Annotated in this window: 13 protein-coding genes and 2 tRNA genes; 9 read left to right on the forward strand and 6 right to left on the reverse strand. The window is 38.1% G+C overall.

The window, feature by feature from the left end; genetic code table 11:
* Positions 1-13: 13 nt before the first annotated feature.
* The 5 genes from ACLU24_RS01465 to ACLU24_RS01485 form a co-directional block, all read right to left on the reverse strand.
* The gene (locus ACLU24_RS01465) at positions 14-1,672 is read right to left on the reverse strand and encodes a DUF7088 domain-containing protein (protein WP_412609808.1); all 1,659 of its coding nucleotides are present in this window, start codon (positions 1,670-1,672) and stop codon (positions 14-16) included.
* Between the two features lie 38 nt (positions 1,673-1,710).
* Positions 1,711-2,415, reverse strand: a complete 705-nt coding sequence (locus ACLU24_RS01470; protein WP_412609810.1) for an ABC transporter permease — start codon at positions 2,413-2,415, stop codon at positions 1,711-1,713.
* Positions 2,415-3,356, reverse strand: a complete 942-nt coding sequence (locus ACLU24_RS01475) for an ABC transporter ATP-binding protein (RefSeq protein ID WP_412609812.1) — start codon at positions 3,354-3,356, stop codon at positions 2,415-2,417. The genes ACLU24_RS01470 and ACLU24_RS01475 overlap by 1 nt, the downstream gene beginning before the upstream one ends.
* Before the next feature lie 222 nt (positions 3,357-3,578).
* Positions 3,579-4,418 (reverse strand): carbon-nitrogen hydrolase family protein, encoded by an 840-nt coding sequence (locus ACLU24_RS01480; protein ID WP_412609814.1) that lies wholly within the window; start codon positions 4,416-4,418, stop codon positions 3,579-3,581.
* Positions 4,419-4,531: 113 nt separating this feature from the next.
* Positions 4,532-5,290, reverse strand: coding sequence for an exodeoxyribonuclease III (locus tag ACLU24_RS01485; RefSeq protein ID WP_412609816.1), 759 nt, complete (start codon positions 5,288-5,290; stop codon positions 4,532-4,534).
* Between the two features lie 262 nt (positions 5,291-5,552).
* Here ACLU24_RS01485 and ACLU24_RS01490 point away from each other — a divergent pair, with 262 nt between their 5' ends.
* Positions 5,553-7,148 carry a leucine-rich repeat protein gene (locus tag ACLU24_RS01490; RefSeq protein WP_412609818.1) on the forward strand — a complete coding sequence of 532 codons (1,596 nt, stop codon included), beginning with the start codon at positions 5,553-5,555 and terminating at the stop codon, positions 7,146-7,148.
* On the opposite strand, the gene ACLU24_RS01495 is transcribed toward ACLU24_RS01490, so the two are convergent.
* Positions 7,145-7,642 (reverse strand): DNA-deoxyinosine glycosylase, encoded by a 498-nt coding sequence (locus ACLU24_RS01495; RefSeq protein ID WP_412609820.1) that lies wholly within the window; start codon positions 7,640-7,642, stop codon positions 7,145-7,147. The two genes, ACLU24_RS01490 and ACLU24_RS01495, sit on opposite strands and share 4 nt — an antisense overlap.
* Positions 7,643-7,758: 116 nt before the next feature.
* Between ACLU24_RS01495 and ACLU24_RS01500 the strand changes: the two genes are divergently transcribed.
* From ACLU24_RS01500 to mfd, 8 genes are all read left to right on the forward strand, one after another.
* Entirely contained in the window at positions 7,759-8,787 is a 1,029-nt protein-coding gene (locus tag ACLU24_RS01500) for an asparaginase domain-containing protein (protein WP_412609822.1), read from the forward strand.
* Positions 8,788-9,110: 323 nt separating this feature from the next.
* A tRNA-Met gene (locus ACLU24_RS01505) sits at positions 9,111-9,187 on the forward strand.
* A gap of 5 nt (positions 9,188-9,192) precedes the next feature.
* A tRNA-Glu gene (locus tag ACLU24_RS01510) sits at positions 9,193-9,267 on the forward strand.
* Between the two features lie 185 nt (positions 9,268-9,452).
* On the forward strand, positions 9,453-9,959 hold the full coding sequence (locus ACLU24_RS01515; RefSeq protein ID WP_412609824.1) for a hypothetical protein: 507 nt from the start codon (positions 9,453-9,455) through the stop codon (positions 9,957-9,959).
* Between the two features lie 15 nt (positions 9,960-9,974).
* Positions 9,975-12,956, forward strand: coding sequence for a preprotein translocase subunit SecA (gene secA, locus ACLU24_RS01520; RefSeq protein ID WP_412609826.1), 2,982 nt, complete (start codon positions 9,975-9,977; stop codon positions 12,954-12,956).
* 494 nt (positions 12,957-13,450) lie between these two features.
* On the forward strand, positions 13,451-14,059 hold the full coding sequence (gene pth / locus ACLU24_RS01525; protein WP_412609828.1) for an aminoacyl-tRNA hydrolase: 609 nt from the start codon (positions 13,451-13,453) through the stop codon (positions 14,057-14,059).
* 32 nt (positions 14,060-14,091) lie between these two features.
* Positions 14,092-14,565, forward strand: a complete 474-nt coding sequence (locus ACLU24_RS01530) for a GIY-YIG nuclease family protein (RefSeq protein ID WP_412609830.1) — start codon at positions 14,092-14,094, stop codon at positions 14,563-14,565.
* Positions 14,562-18,023 carry a transcription-repair coupling factor gene (gene mfd, locus ACLU24_RS01535; protein WP_412609832.1) on the forward strand — a complete coding sequence of 1,154 codons (3,462 nt, stop codon included), beginning with the start codon at positions 14,562-14,564 and terminating at the stop codon, positions 18,021-18,023. Before ACLU24_RS01530 ends, mfd begins: the two co-directional genes overlap by 4 nt.
* Positions 18,024-18,048 lie beyond the last annotated feature (25 nt).

The raw sequence follows: 18,048 nt of genomic DNA on the forward strand, positions 1-18,048 counted from the left end.
GGTAATCGAAAGTTTATTTATTTCTTCTCTTTACAAATACTATCAAACCTGCGCATATAACCGCTATCGGCAAACCAACATAGCAAACCAAACCAATAACCGATGCCAAACTATTATCTATCTGAACATCATATTGTGTAAGCTCTTTTGCCTCAACCGCTATCTCTTGATCTACTCTGCCACAAGCCTCGCCCAACATAGTAAGTATATATTTCTGGTCGCTATATGTTGAAGCAAGAATTGTCTTTTCAAACATTGTTGATGAACCAAATACAAAGATTGTTGAAAGCTTATCACTACTCTTTTTGTCATCGGCAAAAACTCCGTTTATACCATAACCGGCAGTAACTATATTTCCCTTTGCATTACCTGTAAAGTCATAGGAATCATCTGCGTCACTTGGACAAACTCCCGATTTTGAAGAATATTGAAGCAAGGATTGTGTTTCCATATCAGCATCAAGCACAACAGGTCTTGCATATGAAGAAATAACAGGTGCGGAATTATCGTCAAATTTTGAAGTAAATGCATTGCTTCCCATATAGCAAAGTATTCCGTCATACATATTTTTACCATATACCGAACTGCTCTCAAGCTCATATGCAAGTCCGTCACCAACTGTAATTCCCCAATCTGAAAGAACCTCATCAAGATTTGGCGTTTTATAAGTCTTTGAGCTTGGAATATATAGCATATTCTTGCCATATTCTTTGCTATTCTCAAGGTATGTGCGGATTTTCTTTGCAGCTGTCTTTGAGAAATCCTTTTCAGGTGTAAGAACTATAAGCATCTTAGCGTCTTTCGGGATATCCTCTTGTTCAAGCTTTACGCTGACAAGCTCATAGTTATTCTGCTCAAGAACATTCTTAAAGTATGTGAAATCCTCTGTTGAATTATCTTCAACAATCGCAAGCTTTGTGCTTTCTGTACTTGTTACAGCAAGAATAGCGCCGTCAAAAGCCTCCTCAGCCTTTGATGAGGCAATGTAGCTGTATGTACTGTAATAGCTCTTAACATTAAAAATATCGTACTGGTCGAGTACACGATACTTATCTCCACAAGAAATAACAATATTATCTGCACTAAGAGTTTCTTGTGGATACTTATTTTCAAGATTCGGATTATCTACGATGCTGACATATTCCGCAGAAATCTTACTGTTATATTTGCCATATTCCTCAGCAATAGCCATAACCTGTGCATAATATGTATTCGAGCTTGCCTTTGAGCGATAAGATTGCTTATCGTCAAGGAAAGTAATCTTCAAATCTTTCTTGACATTCTGTGCAAGCTTTATTGAAGTTTCCGAAAGCTCAAATGCACCTGTGCTTGTAAGGTCTATACTCATTCCCGGCAACTTATCCGACATAAGCGAAACAACAACATTCAGCAAAATAGTCACAACAAGTACAACTGCGGTTATCACCAATGCACCAATAGTATGATTAAATCTCGCCTTAGACATCTTTTGTCTTGGTGCTTTCGGGGATTTAATCTTTTTATCCTTTGAAGATTTTTTCTTCTTTGGCTTTTTTTCATCACTATCTGCCTTATCGGTCGTAGCCTTCTCGTTAAACTCGCTATTTATTTCAATTTCTTCTGTTTCAGAATTTTCTGCCTCGATAACTTCTTCTTCGGCAGAAAGTTCTTTTTTATTTTCATCATTGTTCATAAATATTCATCACCTTTCTGAGTTTTGTACGGATTCAATCAGCTCCAACGGCGTTTGTCAATGACTCTTATTGTCAGGAACAGGAATAATGCCGTAACGCTCAGATAGAATATCACATCTGCAAAATTGATAAGACCAAGTGCAAAATTGTTATATCTTGTTCGGAATGAGAACGCAAGAAGTAGATTTTTGAGGAAATCGTTTGAAACTGTTGAAGCAAAGGAATCTAGAATATTTATGACAAACTCAATCGCAAAGGTAACAAGCGCCGCAACAGCTTGGCTTTCTGTGAGAGATGAAACAAATATACCGATTGATATAAGTGAACTTCCGAGAAGAAGAAGTCCGAGAATATTTCCGAATATAACTCCTACCGAAGGCGTTGCTATAAAAGCAAGAATTATCTCAAAAACAATAAATATCAATAAGCATATTGCAAACATTGCTATTGCAGAAAGATATTTGCCTATAACTATTCTTGTTATGCTTATCGGCGAAGTAAGCAAGGCTTGGTCGGTTTTCTGCTTTCTTTCCTCACTGAAAAGCTTCATTGTGAAAAGCGGTATAACAAACATTATAACCAAAAACATAGATTGAAAAACATAATACATATCAGATGTCTTTGTATATAAGCAAGTCGTATAGAAATATAATCCGCTGAAAAAGAAAAATACAGCCATAGTTATGTAGCCTATTGCGGAATTAAAATACGAGGTAAAATCCCTTTTGAATATTGCTCCCATTATTTATCTCCTCCCTCGCCCTGCGTAAGCTTGATAAATATATCTTCCAGTGAATACTCGTCTCTATGAAGCATAAGGATCGGCATCGATTGTGTTGCCATAGTTTTAAATAATGCTCTGCGAATGTCTACTCCCTCTTTACATTCTATCATATATTCTCCACAGCCACGCTCTGGCTCACCGGTTTTTCTGACATTCAATACGCCCGAAACATTGCGTATGGCAGAAATAACCCCCTGTTCTCTGCCTTCAATAACGGCTACAATCTTGTTATCAGCCGCTCTCGAGGTCATAGAGTCTTTCATATCGTCAGCAACTATCTTGCCTTTGTTAATAACGACAATTCTATCGCAGGTTGCCTGAACCTCCGATAAAACATGAGATGACAAAATAATTGTATGCTTTTTGCCAAGCTTGCGAATAAGGTTTCTCATTTCGATAATCTGATTCGGGTCAAGACCAACAGTCGGTTCATCAAGTATCAGCACAGGTGGATTTCCCAATAAAGCCTGAGCAAAACCAACACGCTGACGATAACCTTTAGAAAGATGCTTAATAAGTCTGTCGCTAACCTTATCAACGCCAACAAGCTTAGAAACCTCTAAGATATGTTCTTTCTTTGGCAAGGTTAATTTTTTTATATCGAACATAAATTTAAGATAGCTTTCAACCGTCATATCGCCATAAACAGGCGGAATCTCCGGCAAATATCCAATCTTAGATTTAGCCTTCTGCGGTTCTTCAAGAATATCAATACCATCAATAAGAACTGTTCCGTCTGTTGCGGATATGTAGCCTGTAATTATATTCATAGTAGTAGATTTTCCTGCGCCGTTCGGTCCGAGAAAGCCTAAAATTTCGCCGTCCTTAACCGAGAAAGTAACTCCGTCAAGAGCCGTCTGCCTCCCATAATTTTTAACCAGATTTTTTACTTCAATCATATATAATACGCTCCTTAGCTTTATCAGCAAAATGCCCTGCGCCTTAACCAAAGAAATTTTTAAAAAGTCCCTTTAAAAGCCTAAAAATTTTTTGTTGTTATATCCTATAGGTATCATCCGGAAAAGACATGAGAATGCATTTTTCTGCATTATATCAAACAAATATTAAAATTAAAAAAACTATTTTAAAAAACTCATTAATTAATATAAAACAATCGCTTATTATCTTATGAAAGGTTCTGAAATATCCGTATCCAACAGTTTTCCATATGCCTTAACTTTTCTGAATGTATTTCCAAGCATTTCTCGGTTTCGGTATTCTCTTAGCTTTTCAATATCAAAATCCGCAAAATACAAACTGCTTGTTTTATCATCTGCCAAAAGTATTGTGTTGTCAACGCACATTCCATTTTCGTCCCAACATATCGGAGAATACGCGCACGAATTTCCGCAATTATCCCCGGGCGGATTTGACATTACAATTCCTACCATATTTTCATATGCTCTTGTATAAAGTGCTTTAAGGCGAGGAAGCATTGAAGCGCAGTCATTTGGAACAAGTATCAGTTCTGCTCCTTTTAGCATTAAAATCCTTGCACTTTCAGGATATTCTCTGTCATAACATATCATAATGCCTATTTTAACCCCGTCAAATTCGCATACATTAAATTCTTCCCCGCTTTCAAGACATCTTTCGTCTGCAAAATCGCAGGTATGAACCTTATCATATCTCATAATGATTTTTCCCTGTTTGTCAATAACAAGGGCTGTATTTCGCGCTTTTTCATTTCCCTTAAAAAATGCCGTTGCAACTACTCCGATTTTAAGCTCCATTGCTTTGTCACGTATTCTTTTTATATGTATACTATCTTCGTCAATGACTTCTGAATTTAATATAGGCATAGAATAACCCGTAATAAAGCACTCCGGCAACAATAATATATCTGCTTGATTGTCCTTTGCCTGCTCCATTTCTTGAATGATTCTCGTTGTATTTTTCTCAAAATCTCCTACAGCAGCACATTCCTGTAATATTGCAACTCTGAATATAGATTTAGACATATGCCCTCCGTTTCAACTATTTCTGCTTTTCTAAATATTCAATAGGTACTTCTTTTGTCAGCCAAATTCCGTTTTTCGACAAATAAAAATCATATCGCCTTTCCGGCATTCCGTTAAATATCAATTTCCAAAGTAACGGGGCAGTGGTCGCTTCCAAGAACTTCTGTCAGAATATTTGCAGAAGTGATATTCTGCTTAATTCGGTCTGATACTATGAAATAATCGATACGCCAACCTACATTATTCTGTCTTGCCCTCGCTCTGTATGACCACCAACTGTATATACCCGTTTCATCGGGGTGTAAGTATCTGAAAGTATCTATAAAGCCCGCACCAAGAAGCTCACCGATTTTTTCTCGTTCTTCATCAGAAAAACCGGCATTTCCACGATTTGTCTTAGGATTTTTAAGGTCTATTTCGTTATGTGCGACATTCATATCACCACAGAGAATGACAGGCTTTTTCTTATCAAGTTCAATAAGATACTTACGCAAATCGTCTTCCCAACGCATACGGTAATCAATTCGTTTCAAGCCGTCTTGTGAATTTGGCACATATGCATTTATAAGGTAAAAATTTTCATATTCAAGGGTTATCATTCTACCCTCGTGGGAATGTTCCTCTATATCCATACCGTTATATGTTACAGAAAGAGGCTTATGTTTCGCAAATATTGCTGTTCCCGAATAGCCTTTTTTCTCAGCACTGCACCAAAATTGCTCATAGCCATCAAGCTCAATAGTAGCCTGTCCTAACTGCATTTTAGTTTCCTGTATACATATAAAATCTGGATTCTCAGCAAGAACCGAATCAATAAAACCCTTGCCAAGACAAGCCCTTATACCATTTACATTCCATGATAAAAATTTCATATTTTGCTCCCATCGTTTGATAGTTTCACTTAGAAAAATATATAAAATTCTTCTAACGAGATAAGTGTTTTTAATTATTTTCGATTATTATTTCATTTTACCATACACTCACACACAATATCAAGTAAAATATAGACCATTTACATAACATTCAAAAGTCCTTACCTATATAATCTAAAATTTTATAATATATCAGTTGTATAGCTTTATTTAGTATGATATAATTAAAATTAATTAAAATATGTGAAAGTAGTGTTTTTATATGAAACAAACTCCCAATAATAATTTTATGACTTCAGAAATGCTTGAATTTGAGGATATATATAACAAAACTAATAACGCTATTTTCTTTTTAGCTAATCTTATATGCCCAAACTCTGAATTAGCTAATAAGCTATACTTTTCAATTTACAATAAAATCTATATGTCAATTCCATTGCCAAAAGACGATGAACAAACAAATGAGCTTTTAGATAGGATAATCATTAAACAAAGTGTGATTATTCTTACATCATATAGTGATGCACCTATATTTGACAATAAAGAAGATTTAGCAAATAAATTTGATGAACAAATGGAAAACTATGATAAAATTCCACTCGATGTTGTCAGTGAATATGCTAAACCTGAATTTACTTCTAAAATCATTGGCATTTTTAAGCGATTACCAGATAGTGCAAGATTATGTTTAACATTATCATACTATAGAGATGTGCCATTAGAACGTATGGCAAAGTATATGGGTATCCCCTTAGCTTGTATTAAACACATAATCTGCCAGGCAAATAGCGATATAGAGCTACAAATGGAAAAAGAAACAGGTGAAAAAAGTTATCCTACACCTTCATTTTTGCCTATGATTTTCCGGCGTGCCGAGCAGCTAAGCCATAAGAAAAATCCCCCACCAAGTCTTGTCGAAACTTGCACAAACGCCTTAAATCTCAAAGAGCATAGAATTGAAAAAGAAAATATAGAAGAATTTTATACTGATAAACATACTCTTGATATTTTAAAAAAGAAACCTGTCGAATTAGATATTGAAACCACTAAAAAGGCTGGTATCGTAGCGGCAATCATTGTTGGAATTATAATAATCATCGTACTGATTTTTTCATTTGTACCAAACATAATTGGCAATATTTCATCCGATAGTTCTTCTCCACAAGTATACGAATCAGGAAAGGAAAGGGTTCTGCACGATAGATACCAAGACCCTGCCACAGGTGAATATACAGAATTTTCATTAAAATTTCTATGGGGTGGAGATTATGAATATAGCGTCACAAAAGACGGCTACGAATTGGTTCTTTTGGAAGGTCCTAGTATGATTGAAAATAGTGCCTTTTGTAATTGTAAAGATTTGGCAAGTATTAAATTGCCCAAAAGCATAAAAAGCATCGGAGAAGATGCTTTTGAAAGCTGCGATAACTTAAAAAACATAGATATTCCAAGTAGTGTAACAGAAATCGGTGACACTGCCTTTGGAAGTTGCGAGAATTTACAATCTATAAATCTTCCCGATGGTCTTTTAACAATAGGAGAGGGAGCATTTGAATATTGCCAAAGTCTAACACAAATCACTATTCCAAAATATGTACAAAGTATAAAATCAAATACTTTTCGTGAGTGTTGGAGTCTTACGCATTTTACACTTTTATCAAGCTTCAAAACCTTTGATTTTAACATTTTGGGGAATCATACACCTATCAAACGAATAGACCTACCAGATACTATATGTTCTTTAGGGTCTTACGATTCATTCATAAACGATGTCGATTTTTATTGCCGACAAGGCTCAAAAACAGAAGAAACCCTAAGATTCCATAAAACTCCAAATATATATTATATTACAGATTAACCCAAGAAATCCTTAATAACACTATATTCTTCAACAAGTCTTTCAAGTGTAAACCGACAATTAGCCGGACTTGTTGATGGCAAAGAGATAGCTGAAATTTTAGTTTTCGGCTCACATAACTTCTGATAAATCGAAAAAGCTTTTTTTCCTGTTGTGAAAATAGCCTTTATATTACAGTTTTCGAGAATAGACGATAAATCATTTGGTACAGGATTCTTAATTGAGCTATCCTCTGCACCTTTGATTTCGCAAGACGCCAAAACATCCCAAAGAGCGATTCTGTGCTTTAATAAAAGTTCAGTTCGCTCTTTATTATTTTCAGGAAGTTTTTCACCAAAAATAGCTGATAAAACTTGCCAAAATCTATTCTGTGGATGTCCGTAATAAAAATTATTTTCTCTTGATTTCGGCGAAGGCATTGTGCCAAGAATCAAAACAGCCGAATTTTCATCAAAAATCGGTTTTAAAGGGTGTGTAATAATCTTATTTTCCATAACTTTACCTGCTTTATAATTGATGTTTTTTCTTTCGGGTGGTATACTATTATAAATAAATTAACTAATAAATTTTTATTAAGGCATATTATATATATCGACAGGAGGGCAGTGAAATGGCTAAAATTCTGATAGTTCTTACCGGCGGCACGATTGGCAGTATAAGTGACGGAAAAATCATTGATGTTGATGAAAAAGCTTCTTTGTTACTTATAGATAAATACTGCAAAAAATATGGAAAAGAGGACGATTTCACCCTCGTTCAGCCCTTAAATATCGCAAGTGAAAACCTTGAACTTACGCATTGGGAAACTATGATAAATTTCATTCTCGAATATAATATTAACGGTTTCGATGGAATTATCATAACCCACGGAAGCGATACTCTTTCATATTCCTCTGCAATACTTTCAATGTGCCTTTGCCATTTGCCCATTCCTATAGTACTCACTGCCTCTAATTATACCGTTCTTGACGAAAGAAGCAATGCTTTAAATAATTTTCATTCAGCAGTTTCTATGATTAAATGCTTTTCAAGGGGCGTTTTTACTGCTTTCGGCGATAAAATCGGCAAAAGTCGAGTATTTCTGCCAACAAGAATATTAGAGGCTGACGGCTTAACAGATACTTTTCAAAGCTTTGGTGGTAAAGAACTTGGCTTTATGAACGATGAGAAATTCGAATTCACAAAGCTTTCAATAAATCCCACTAAAACCGAAATAGAAGAACCTCGCAAACCTATTTTAAATGGAAAATTAAGCCTTAATAAAAAAATTATTTTTATCAGACCTTACCCCGGACTTAATTTCAGCAATATTGTAATAAGCGAAGATACGGGAGCGGTTTTGCTTATGACATATCATTCAAGTACGGCTCGTACTGCGGGAAATGGAAGTGTGCTAACACTGATTGAAAATTGCCGTAAGTGTGGTATTGATGTATATTGCACACCATGTAAAAATAAAAACGAGCATTATAAATCGAGTACTGAACTTATAAAAGCCGGTTGTATGCCAATTTATAGTACATCTCCCGAAAGCTCATATGCAAAACTTCTTTTGGCTTGTAATACTGATGTCAGCTTGCTTAATCGCAATATTTATTTTGAGGTAGTGTGCAGCCGCACAGAACAATACGCGAAATAGCTCGATAAGTCTCGCTCTAACCTTTTCTACACCAGCTTTGCTGGTGAAAGCTGCTCGCAGTTTCCAAAGGCAGAATCTTTGGTCACCGTCCGCAGACAGCGAAACACTTTATGCTTCTTAAAGCGCAAAAATGTTTTTCGTAGGGAACCCTCGCAGGAGGCTCTGTAGATGCAACTCATAGTGAAGATGCGGAGGCACGCCGCCTCAATTTCTATAATACTCCTTATTTCAAAAAAATTATTCAATTTTTTTGAAATAATACTTGACAAACTCTTTCTGCCGTTGTATAATGAACAAGCTGATTATTCAACAGCAGTAAATATGGCGGTATAGCTCAGTTGGCTAGAGCATTCGGTTCATACCCGAAGTGTCGTAGGTTCAAGTCCCACTACCGCTACCAGATATGGCCCGGTGGTCAAGCGGTTAAGACACCGCCCTTTCACGGCGGTAACACGGGTTCGATTCCCGTCCGGGTCACCACACCTCAAAGTGAACAATTAGATTTAATCTAATTGTTCACTTTTTATTTTGTAAATCACAAAATTTTCTTGCACTATTTATTCAAATAAGATATAATTATTTGTGGTATGCAAAAATACTATAAATCCGTAAACTTTTTAAAATTAAGTCAACGGATTTAAACACACTAAATTCGGAGGATTAACATGAAAAAGATATTACCAATTATTCTCTGTGCCGCAATCGTATTTTCAGTTTCAGGCTGTGTAAGCAGAGGCACTCAGCTTACTGCTCTTCCAACTGATAATATTCCTAAGGCGGATTCTGTCAAGGTAAAGGACTACGACGATAATCTTGACGGACTTGAGAAATATCTCAAGAAAAGAGCTTTCCTGCCAGATATGGACGGAACAGAAATGTCATATGATATGATTGGTGCAAAAGCCGGTCATAGATACATTTTCACTTTTAATAACTCTCAGGTAACAGCAGAATTTTATGAATACGACCTTAAAAATCTCAATGATGAAGCTAAGAAAACAATCGAAAGCGTAAAGAAAGACGGTAAATTTGAACTTCTCGGAATGACCACAGAAGCTACTCTTTCCGATAACGGAAAATACCTCATGGTTTATACCGATAATTCGGGCGAAGATCTTAACAAAACAAGAAAATCAGATGTTCTCAAGGCTTTCAAAGAGTATAAGAAATAATTATGAGGTGATATAATGAGCTTTCTAAAATCTTTTTTCGGAAATTACAGTAAGCGTGAGCTTAAAAGAATTAACCCTATCGTTGATAAAATCCTTTCTTTAGAGGATACATATAAAAAGATGACTGATGCAGAACTTCGTGAGCAGTCAGAAAAATTCAGAGAAAGACTTAAAAACGGCGAAACTACCGACGATATTCTTCCTGAGGCATTCGCTGTCTGTCGTGAAGCTGGCGACCGTGTTCTCGGTATGCGTCACTTCCCTGTACAGCTTATCGGTGGTATCGTTCTTCATCAGGGAAGAATCAGTGAAATGAAAACCGGTGAAGGTAAAACTCTTGTTGCTACACTTCCTGCATACCTCAACGGTCTTACAGGCGAAGGCGTTCATATCGTTACAGTTAACGACTACCTCGCAAGGCGTGACTCTGAGTGGATGGGTAAGCTTTATCGTTTCCTCGGACTCACAGTCGGTCTTATCACACACGATGCTTCTAATGATGAACGCCGCAAAGCTTATGCCGCTGATATTACATACGGCACAAATAACGAACTTGGTTTCGACTATCTTCGTGATAATATGGTTGTCTATAAAAACCAGAAGGTTCAGCGTGGCCACGCTTTCGCTATCGTCGATGAAGTTGACTCCATTCTTATAGATGAAGCAAGAACTCCTCTTATCATTTCAGGTCCTGGCGATAAGTCAACAGATATGTATGAGAGAGCCGATAAGCTTGCTAAAAAGCTCACAAGCAAGAAGTTCGTTGAAATCGACAACAAAGAAGATAATGATGAACTCTATAAAGAAGAGGGCATAGACTATATCGTTGACGAAAAAGCTAAAACTGCTACTCTTACACCACTCGGCGTTAAAAAAGCTGAGGAATATTTTGGTATCGAAAACCTCACCGACCCTGAAAATGTTGTATATCAGCACCATATAAATCAGGCTATCAAAGCTCATGGTATTATGCGTAAGGATATTGACTATGTTGTCAAGGACGGAGAAGTTATCATCGTTGATGAAAGCACAGGCCGTCTTATGTATGGCAGACGATACAACGAAGGCTTGCATCAGGCTATCGAGGCTAAAGAAGGCGTTAAGGTTGAGCGTGAAAGCAAGACTCTTGCTACAGTTACATTCCAGAACTACTTCCGTATGTATAAAAAGCTCTCCGGTATGACCGGTACTGCTATGACAGAAGAAACAGAATTTCAGGAAATCTACAAGCTTGATGTTGTAGAAATTCCTACAAACAAGCCCGTTCAGAGAATCGACCTCCCTGACGCTATCTTCAAGACAGAACAGGGCAAATTTGAAACTCTCATAAATGATATTATGGAAGCTCATGAAAACGGTCAGCCTGTTCTTGTGGGTACAATTTCTATCGAAAAATCTGAGGTTCTTAGTGCATTGCTCAAGAAAAAGGGTATCAAGCACAATGTCCTCAACGCTAAATATCACGAAAAAGAAGCTGAAATCATCGCACAGGCCGGTAAACTTGGCGCCGTTACAATCGCAACAAATATGGCTGGTCGTGGTACTGATATTATCCTTGGCGGTAACGCCGAATACCTCGCAAAATCTGAAATGCGTAAGATGAAGATTCCTGAGGAACTTATTGTCGAAGCAACAGGTTTTGCAGAAACTGATAATGAAGATATCAACAAAGCTCGTGAAACATTCAGAACCCTTGAAGCTAAATACAAAAAAGAAACAGACGCCGAGGCTGAAAAAGTCAGAGAGGCCGGCGGTCTGTTCATTATGGGTACAGCTCGTCACGAATCACGCCGTATTGATAACCAGCTCCGTGGTCGTGCAGGTCGTCAGGGCGATAAGGGTGCAAGCCGTTTCTATCTCTCAGCCGATGACGAACTTCTCCGTATCTTTGCAGGCGACAGACTCACAAAGATTATGGAAACTATGAAAGTACCTGATAACGAACCTATCGAGAATAAACTCCTCACAAATGCTATTCAGAGCGCTCAGGAAAAGGTCGAATCCAGAAACTTTGCTATCCGTAAAAATGTTCTCCAGTTTGACGATGTTATGAACCGTCAGCGTGAGATTATCTACGGTCAGCGTGACCAAGTTCTCGACGGCGAAAATCTTCGTGAAACTATTCTTAAAATGGTTACTGATGTTATCACAGACGCTGTCAACCTTTATCTCTCAGGCGATGATAAAGAACATTGGAACCTTGACGGTCTTAGAGAGCATTTAAGAGGTTGGTTCCTCGATGAAGATAAAGAAAAAGAATTCCTTGAGTTTAATGATGAAGAATTTGAATCTCTCGAGAAAGAATACCTCAGAAATAAGCTTGTAGAATACGGTCAAACACTTTATGAAGAAAACGAAACCCTCATTCCGGAGGAAACCATGCGTGAGATTGAGCGTGTTTACCTCCTCAAGAATGTTGACCGCTACTGGATGGACCACATCGACGCTATGGAAGAACTCAAGCGCGGTATCCGCCTTAGAGCATATGGACAGCATGACCCTGTTGTTGAATATAGAATCGAAGGTTTCGATATGTTCGACGCTATGATTGCATCTATCCGTGAAGATACTGTCAAGATGCTTCTTGTTATCCCAAGAAAAATTCACGAAAAAACAGAAGAGCAGAAAAGACTTCGCGAACTCGCTCTCAAGCGTGCAGCAGAGGGTCGTGCAAGAGCTGCGGCATCTGCACAAGCTGCGGCAATGGCTGCAAAAGCTGAATCCGATGAGCTTTCTGCCGTGAATGAAGACGACAGCGAACCAATGTCCGCTGACCTTGCGGTTGAGGTTGAAACTACTGAAAAAGATGTTCAAAATATCGCTGAAAAGTATACACATCGCGAGCAGGTTGCAGAGCCTACTATGACTAATGCTGATGATTCTGACGGTCGTTCAAAGACTGTTGTCAAGAGTGCAAAGCAGAGAATCGGCAGAAATGACCCATGCCCATGCGGAAGCGGTAAGAAATATAAGAAATGCTGCGGTAAAGACGAATAAGCGGCGAGCCGCGAGCCGCCTCTCCCAAGACACCTAAAAGTTTCGCTCGAGCCTTTTCAAAGGCTCGCGGATTCCAAAGGCAGAGCCTTTGGTGGGTTTTAAGGGCGAAGCCCTTAACCTGTCTTGCCTTCTAAGGGCGGACAAAGTCCGCCCTTAATGACTAATGTTGCTAACAAAAAAATCCAATCGGTGGACTATGTCCACCGATTAGGGAGTAAAGAATGTTAAGTGCGTTGCCCTTAAAACCCACGAGGGACTCCGTCCCTCGACCCTGCAAGCCTTTAAAAAGGCTTGAGCGAAATTTTTGTCTTTCTAAGATAAGTGCAAAATCAGTATAAATAAGCTGAATTTCAGCCAAAATACTTAATATGAAACATATACTTAATTCTTGAATAATTTCCACCGAACCAACCTGATTAAAAAATCGGGTTGGTTTTGGTGCTTATAAAGATAATGTTAAGGATACTAACCTTAGCTTTAGGAGTTGTATTATTATGTTATTCTCAAAGAAAAATTCTACTGAAAATACAGGCAGCATAGAATATATTATCGTCGGACTTGGAAACCCTGGTTCTCAATATGAAAATACTCGTCATAATGCTGGTTTTATCACCCTCGATACAATAGCAAAGAAAAACGATATCAAGGTGGACAGACTAAAATTCAAATCACTTTGCGGAACAGGCACAATCGGCGGAAAGCGTGTTCTCCTTATGAAACCGTCAACCTTTATGAATCTTAGCGGTCAAGCCGTCACAGAGGCTATGGCTTTTTATAAAATTCCGCCTGAGCATACTATTGTTATATTTGACGATATTTCCCTTGAACCGGGTAAACTCCGTATCCGCAGAAAAGGCAGTGACGGCGGTCATAATGGCATTAAAAATATAATCTATCTTTCAGGAAGCGACAAATTTCCGAGAATTAAAGTCGGCGTAGGTGCAAAGCCAAATCCACACTGGGAATTAGCCGACTGGGTACTTTCAAAATTCACTGAAAGTGAAATGAAATCCCTGACCGAGGCTGCCGAAAATGCCGCACAAAGCGTTGAATATATGGTAAATGAACAGATTGACAAGGCAATGAATCTCTTTAATTCATAAAATAAAATTAATATAAAGGACGAGCAATAAATATGACAAATAAAAATCACTCTTTAAAATTGATACAGCAAAATATGAAAACAAAAATTTTTGTTGATGAAAAAATTAAAGATCCAAGAAATCCTATTAGAGGTGTTTATGGGATTTTTATACAGGACGATAATAAAAATAGTGAATGTGCATATATAGGTCGCTCAGATAATATATATGGCAGAATATTCGATTCAAATGGTCATATATCTATGCTTAAAAACCAAAATCACTATGCCTCAAAATTAAATGATTCAATGGACTATGATAATAAAACAATCTACATTAAAATTTTACAAGAAGTTCCATTTATATTTGATAATTACTATAAAGATGTACATCGTTTAGCTTTTGCTGAATACTATTGGATTTCTTTTTATCAAGGAATTAACCAATGTTTAGAACAATTACCCGAAGGAAAAAATATATCGGAAGATGACTGGATCAAAAAACATAACCAAAGGGTACAAAAATGAAATTTTTAGATAATGTATTTTATAAAATTCCAGAATACAGAGAGCTTTCAAGAGCTGTCGATTTATCCCGTCTGCCTGCTTGCGTGACGGGACTTTCGACTGTCCATAAATCACACCTTATATACTCTCTTTGTCGTGAAAAGCAGACTCCCGCTCTTGTAATTGCCGCTGATGAACAAGAGGCTCAAAGCTTTTGTGCAGATATTTCCGCTATAGGACTTAAAGCACTCTATTATCCAGCAAGAGATTTCATTTTCTATGATATGGCTGGACGCTCGCACGAATACGAACATCAACGCATACACGCTCTTTTTGCCTTGCAAAATAAACTGTGTGATGTAATAGTTGCTTGTATTGACGGTTTATTGCAATATACCATTCCAAGTAAAAGTCTTAAGGCTGCGACTATATCCGCACATATCGGCGATGAAATTCCGCTCGATAAAATTGTGCTTTCACTTGTAAACGCAGGCTATGAACGCACCGAACAGGTCGAAGGAACAGGACAATTTGCCGTCAGAGGCGGTATTCTTGATTTCTTTCTTACAACAGAAACAAGACCTATGCGTGTAGAATTCTGGGGAGATGAAATCGACAACATTTCCTATTTCGACCCCGAAACCCAAAGAAGAACCACAGAAACCTGCGATTCATTCATAATCACCCCATCAACGGAAATCCTTATCAACGATAAAGAAAAGCTCATAGAAGCAATTACCAAAAAAGCCTCCTCACTTCGTGGTAAAACTTCCGCAATAGCAAAGGAAAAGCTTTTAAACGAATGTGATATTCTCAGAGATACAGGCAATCTTCCTTGCATTGACAAGTTCTATTCGCTGATTTATCCTAAGAGTGAAACACTATTTGATTATATCGACAATGATATGCTTGTTTTTGTTTCAGAACAAGTCAATCTTCGTGAACGAATGAAATCCGTTATGTGGCAGTGGCACGAGGATATTAAAGACTACTTTTCGGACGGAACTCTCTGCAAAGGGCTCGATACATTCTCGCTTGATTATCAAGATTACCTCGATAATATTCAACACCGCAATACTATCCTTTTAGACAATTTTGCAAGGGGAACTTCCGACTTAACACTTCGAGAACTTTTCAATATGAGCGTCAAGCGTCTTTCCATATGGAGTGGTTCTGTTTCAATACTTTGTGACGATTTAGACGCTATGCTTGCTCAAGGCTATACAGTTGTCGTACTATGCGGAACAGAAAAAGCCGCAAAAAACCTTTGCGATGATTTAAAATCTCACGATAAAAATGCCGTTTTTATAGCAAATGATTCTACTCTCGGAGAAAATAAGCTCTATGTTGCGGCTGGTAGTCTTTCGGCTGGCTTTGAATATCCTGCGGCTAAATTTGCCCTGATAACACATGGTCAAGTCAGCATAGCAACAAAGAAACGCCGCAAAAAGCATACAAACGGTCAAAGAATTTCAAGTATTACCGACCTTTCAATCGGTGACTATGTAGTTCATTCCATACATGGAATAGGCATTTTTGACGGCATACACAAGATAGAAACCCAAGGTGTAACCAAAGATTACATCAAGATAAAATACGCAAAACAAGATGTTCTATATGTTCCCGTAACACAGCTTGACCTTGTCGCAAAATATATCGGTCCTCGTGAGGATAGCACCGTAAAACTCCATAAGCTCGGCGGCACAGAGTGGCAAAAGACTAAAACAAAAGTACGTACAGCCGTTAAGGATATTGCACACGAGCTTATAAAGCTTTATAGTGAGCGTATGAAAGCACAAGGTCACGCATTTCCAAAGGATACCGAGTGGCAAAAGGATTTTGAGGCTCGTTTTGAATACGAAGAAACCCCAGACCAGCTCCGCTGTATTGAAGAAATCAAAGAAGATATGGAAAGAACCGTTCCTATGGAAAGACTTCTCTGCGGAGATGTCGGTTTCGGCAAAACGGAAGTCGCACTTCGTGCCGCCTTTAAATGCGTAACGGATTCAAAGCAGTGTGCCTTGCTTGTCCCTACGACAATTCTTGCTTGGCAGCACTACCAAACAATTCTCCGCAGATTTGAAGGTTTTCCTGTAAATATCGAATTACTCTCAAGATTCCGAACCGCCAAAGAGCAGAAAGAAATCATTAAAAAGCTCAAAAACGGTGATATTGATATAATTGTCGGAACGCACCGACTTCTTGGCAAGGATGTTGAGTTTCGAGATTTAGGCTTAGTCATAATTGATGAGGAACAGCGTTTCGGCGTCGCCCAAAAAGAAAAATTTAAGGAAATGCGTAAGAATATTGATGTTCTCACACTTTCCGCTACACCTATTCCAAGAACACTTAATATGGCTATGTCGGGTATTCGTGATATGTCCGTTTTAGAGGAAGCCCCGCAAGACAGACACCCTGTTCAGACCTATGTCCTCGAACAAGATAACGGTGTTATAAACGAGGCAATTCGCCGAGAATTACGCCGAGGCGGTCAGGTATTTGTACTTCATAATTCCGTTGAAACTATATCTCAAAGAGCCGCCAAGATTCAGCTTGATATTCCCGAAGCAAAGGTCGGTTTCGGACACGGCAAAATGAACGAAAACGAGCTTTCCGAAATCTGGCGAAAAATGCTCGAAGGCGAAATAAATGTCCTTGTCTGCACAACGATTATCGAAACAGGCGTTGACCTGCCTAACGCCAATACTCTCATAATTGAAAATGCTGATAGAATGGGACTTTCCCAGCTACACCAGATTCGTGGACGAGTCGGCAGAAGCTCCCGCCGTGCATATGCCTACCTCACCTTTACAAGAAACAAAGTCCTAAGCGAAATCGCCCAAAAGCGACTTTCAGCTATTCGTGAATTTACAGAATTTGGCTCAGGCTTCAAGATTGCTATGCGTGACCTCGAACTCCGAGGAGCAGGAAATATCCTCGGTGCTCAACAGCACGGTCATATGGAAGATGTCGGATACGATATGTATTTAAGATTGCTCGGTGATGCCGTCAGCGAAGAAAAGGGTGAAGAAAATCCCGATAGAGATATAGACTGCCTTGTTGATATACACATCGAGGCACATATTCCGGAAGATTATATCGAAAATCTCAGCCATAGACTTGAGATTTATCGCAGAATTTCCGAAATCCGCACAGAAGAAGATTTAAGCGATGTCACAGACGAATTGATAGACCGTTTCGGCGACCCGCCTAAATCCGTACTCGGACTTCTCACGATTGCGCTTGTCAGAAGTAAAGCAGAAAGTTCAGGAATTTATGAGATTAAACAGCGTGACGGCTATGCTATGATGTTTGTAAGAAATATAAAGACGCCTGCGGTTGCAGATATTATAAGCAGAATGAAGAGCAGAGCAACGCTAAGTGCGACAAATAAACCGTATATAGCTATTAAAATGCAACCAAATGAAAAGATTCTGGATTTATTATGTACTACCTTAGATATTAAAGGAATAGGATAAAAATTTTACTATCCACACTATTAAG

It is taken from the genome of Pseudoruminococcus sp., from assembly GCF_047012705.1.
Classification (GTDB): Bacteria; Bacillota; Clostridia; order Oscillospirales; family Acutalibacteraceae; genus Pseudoruminococcus.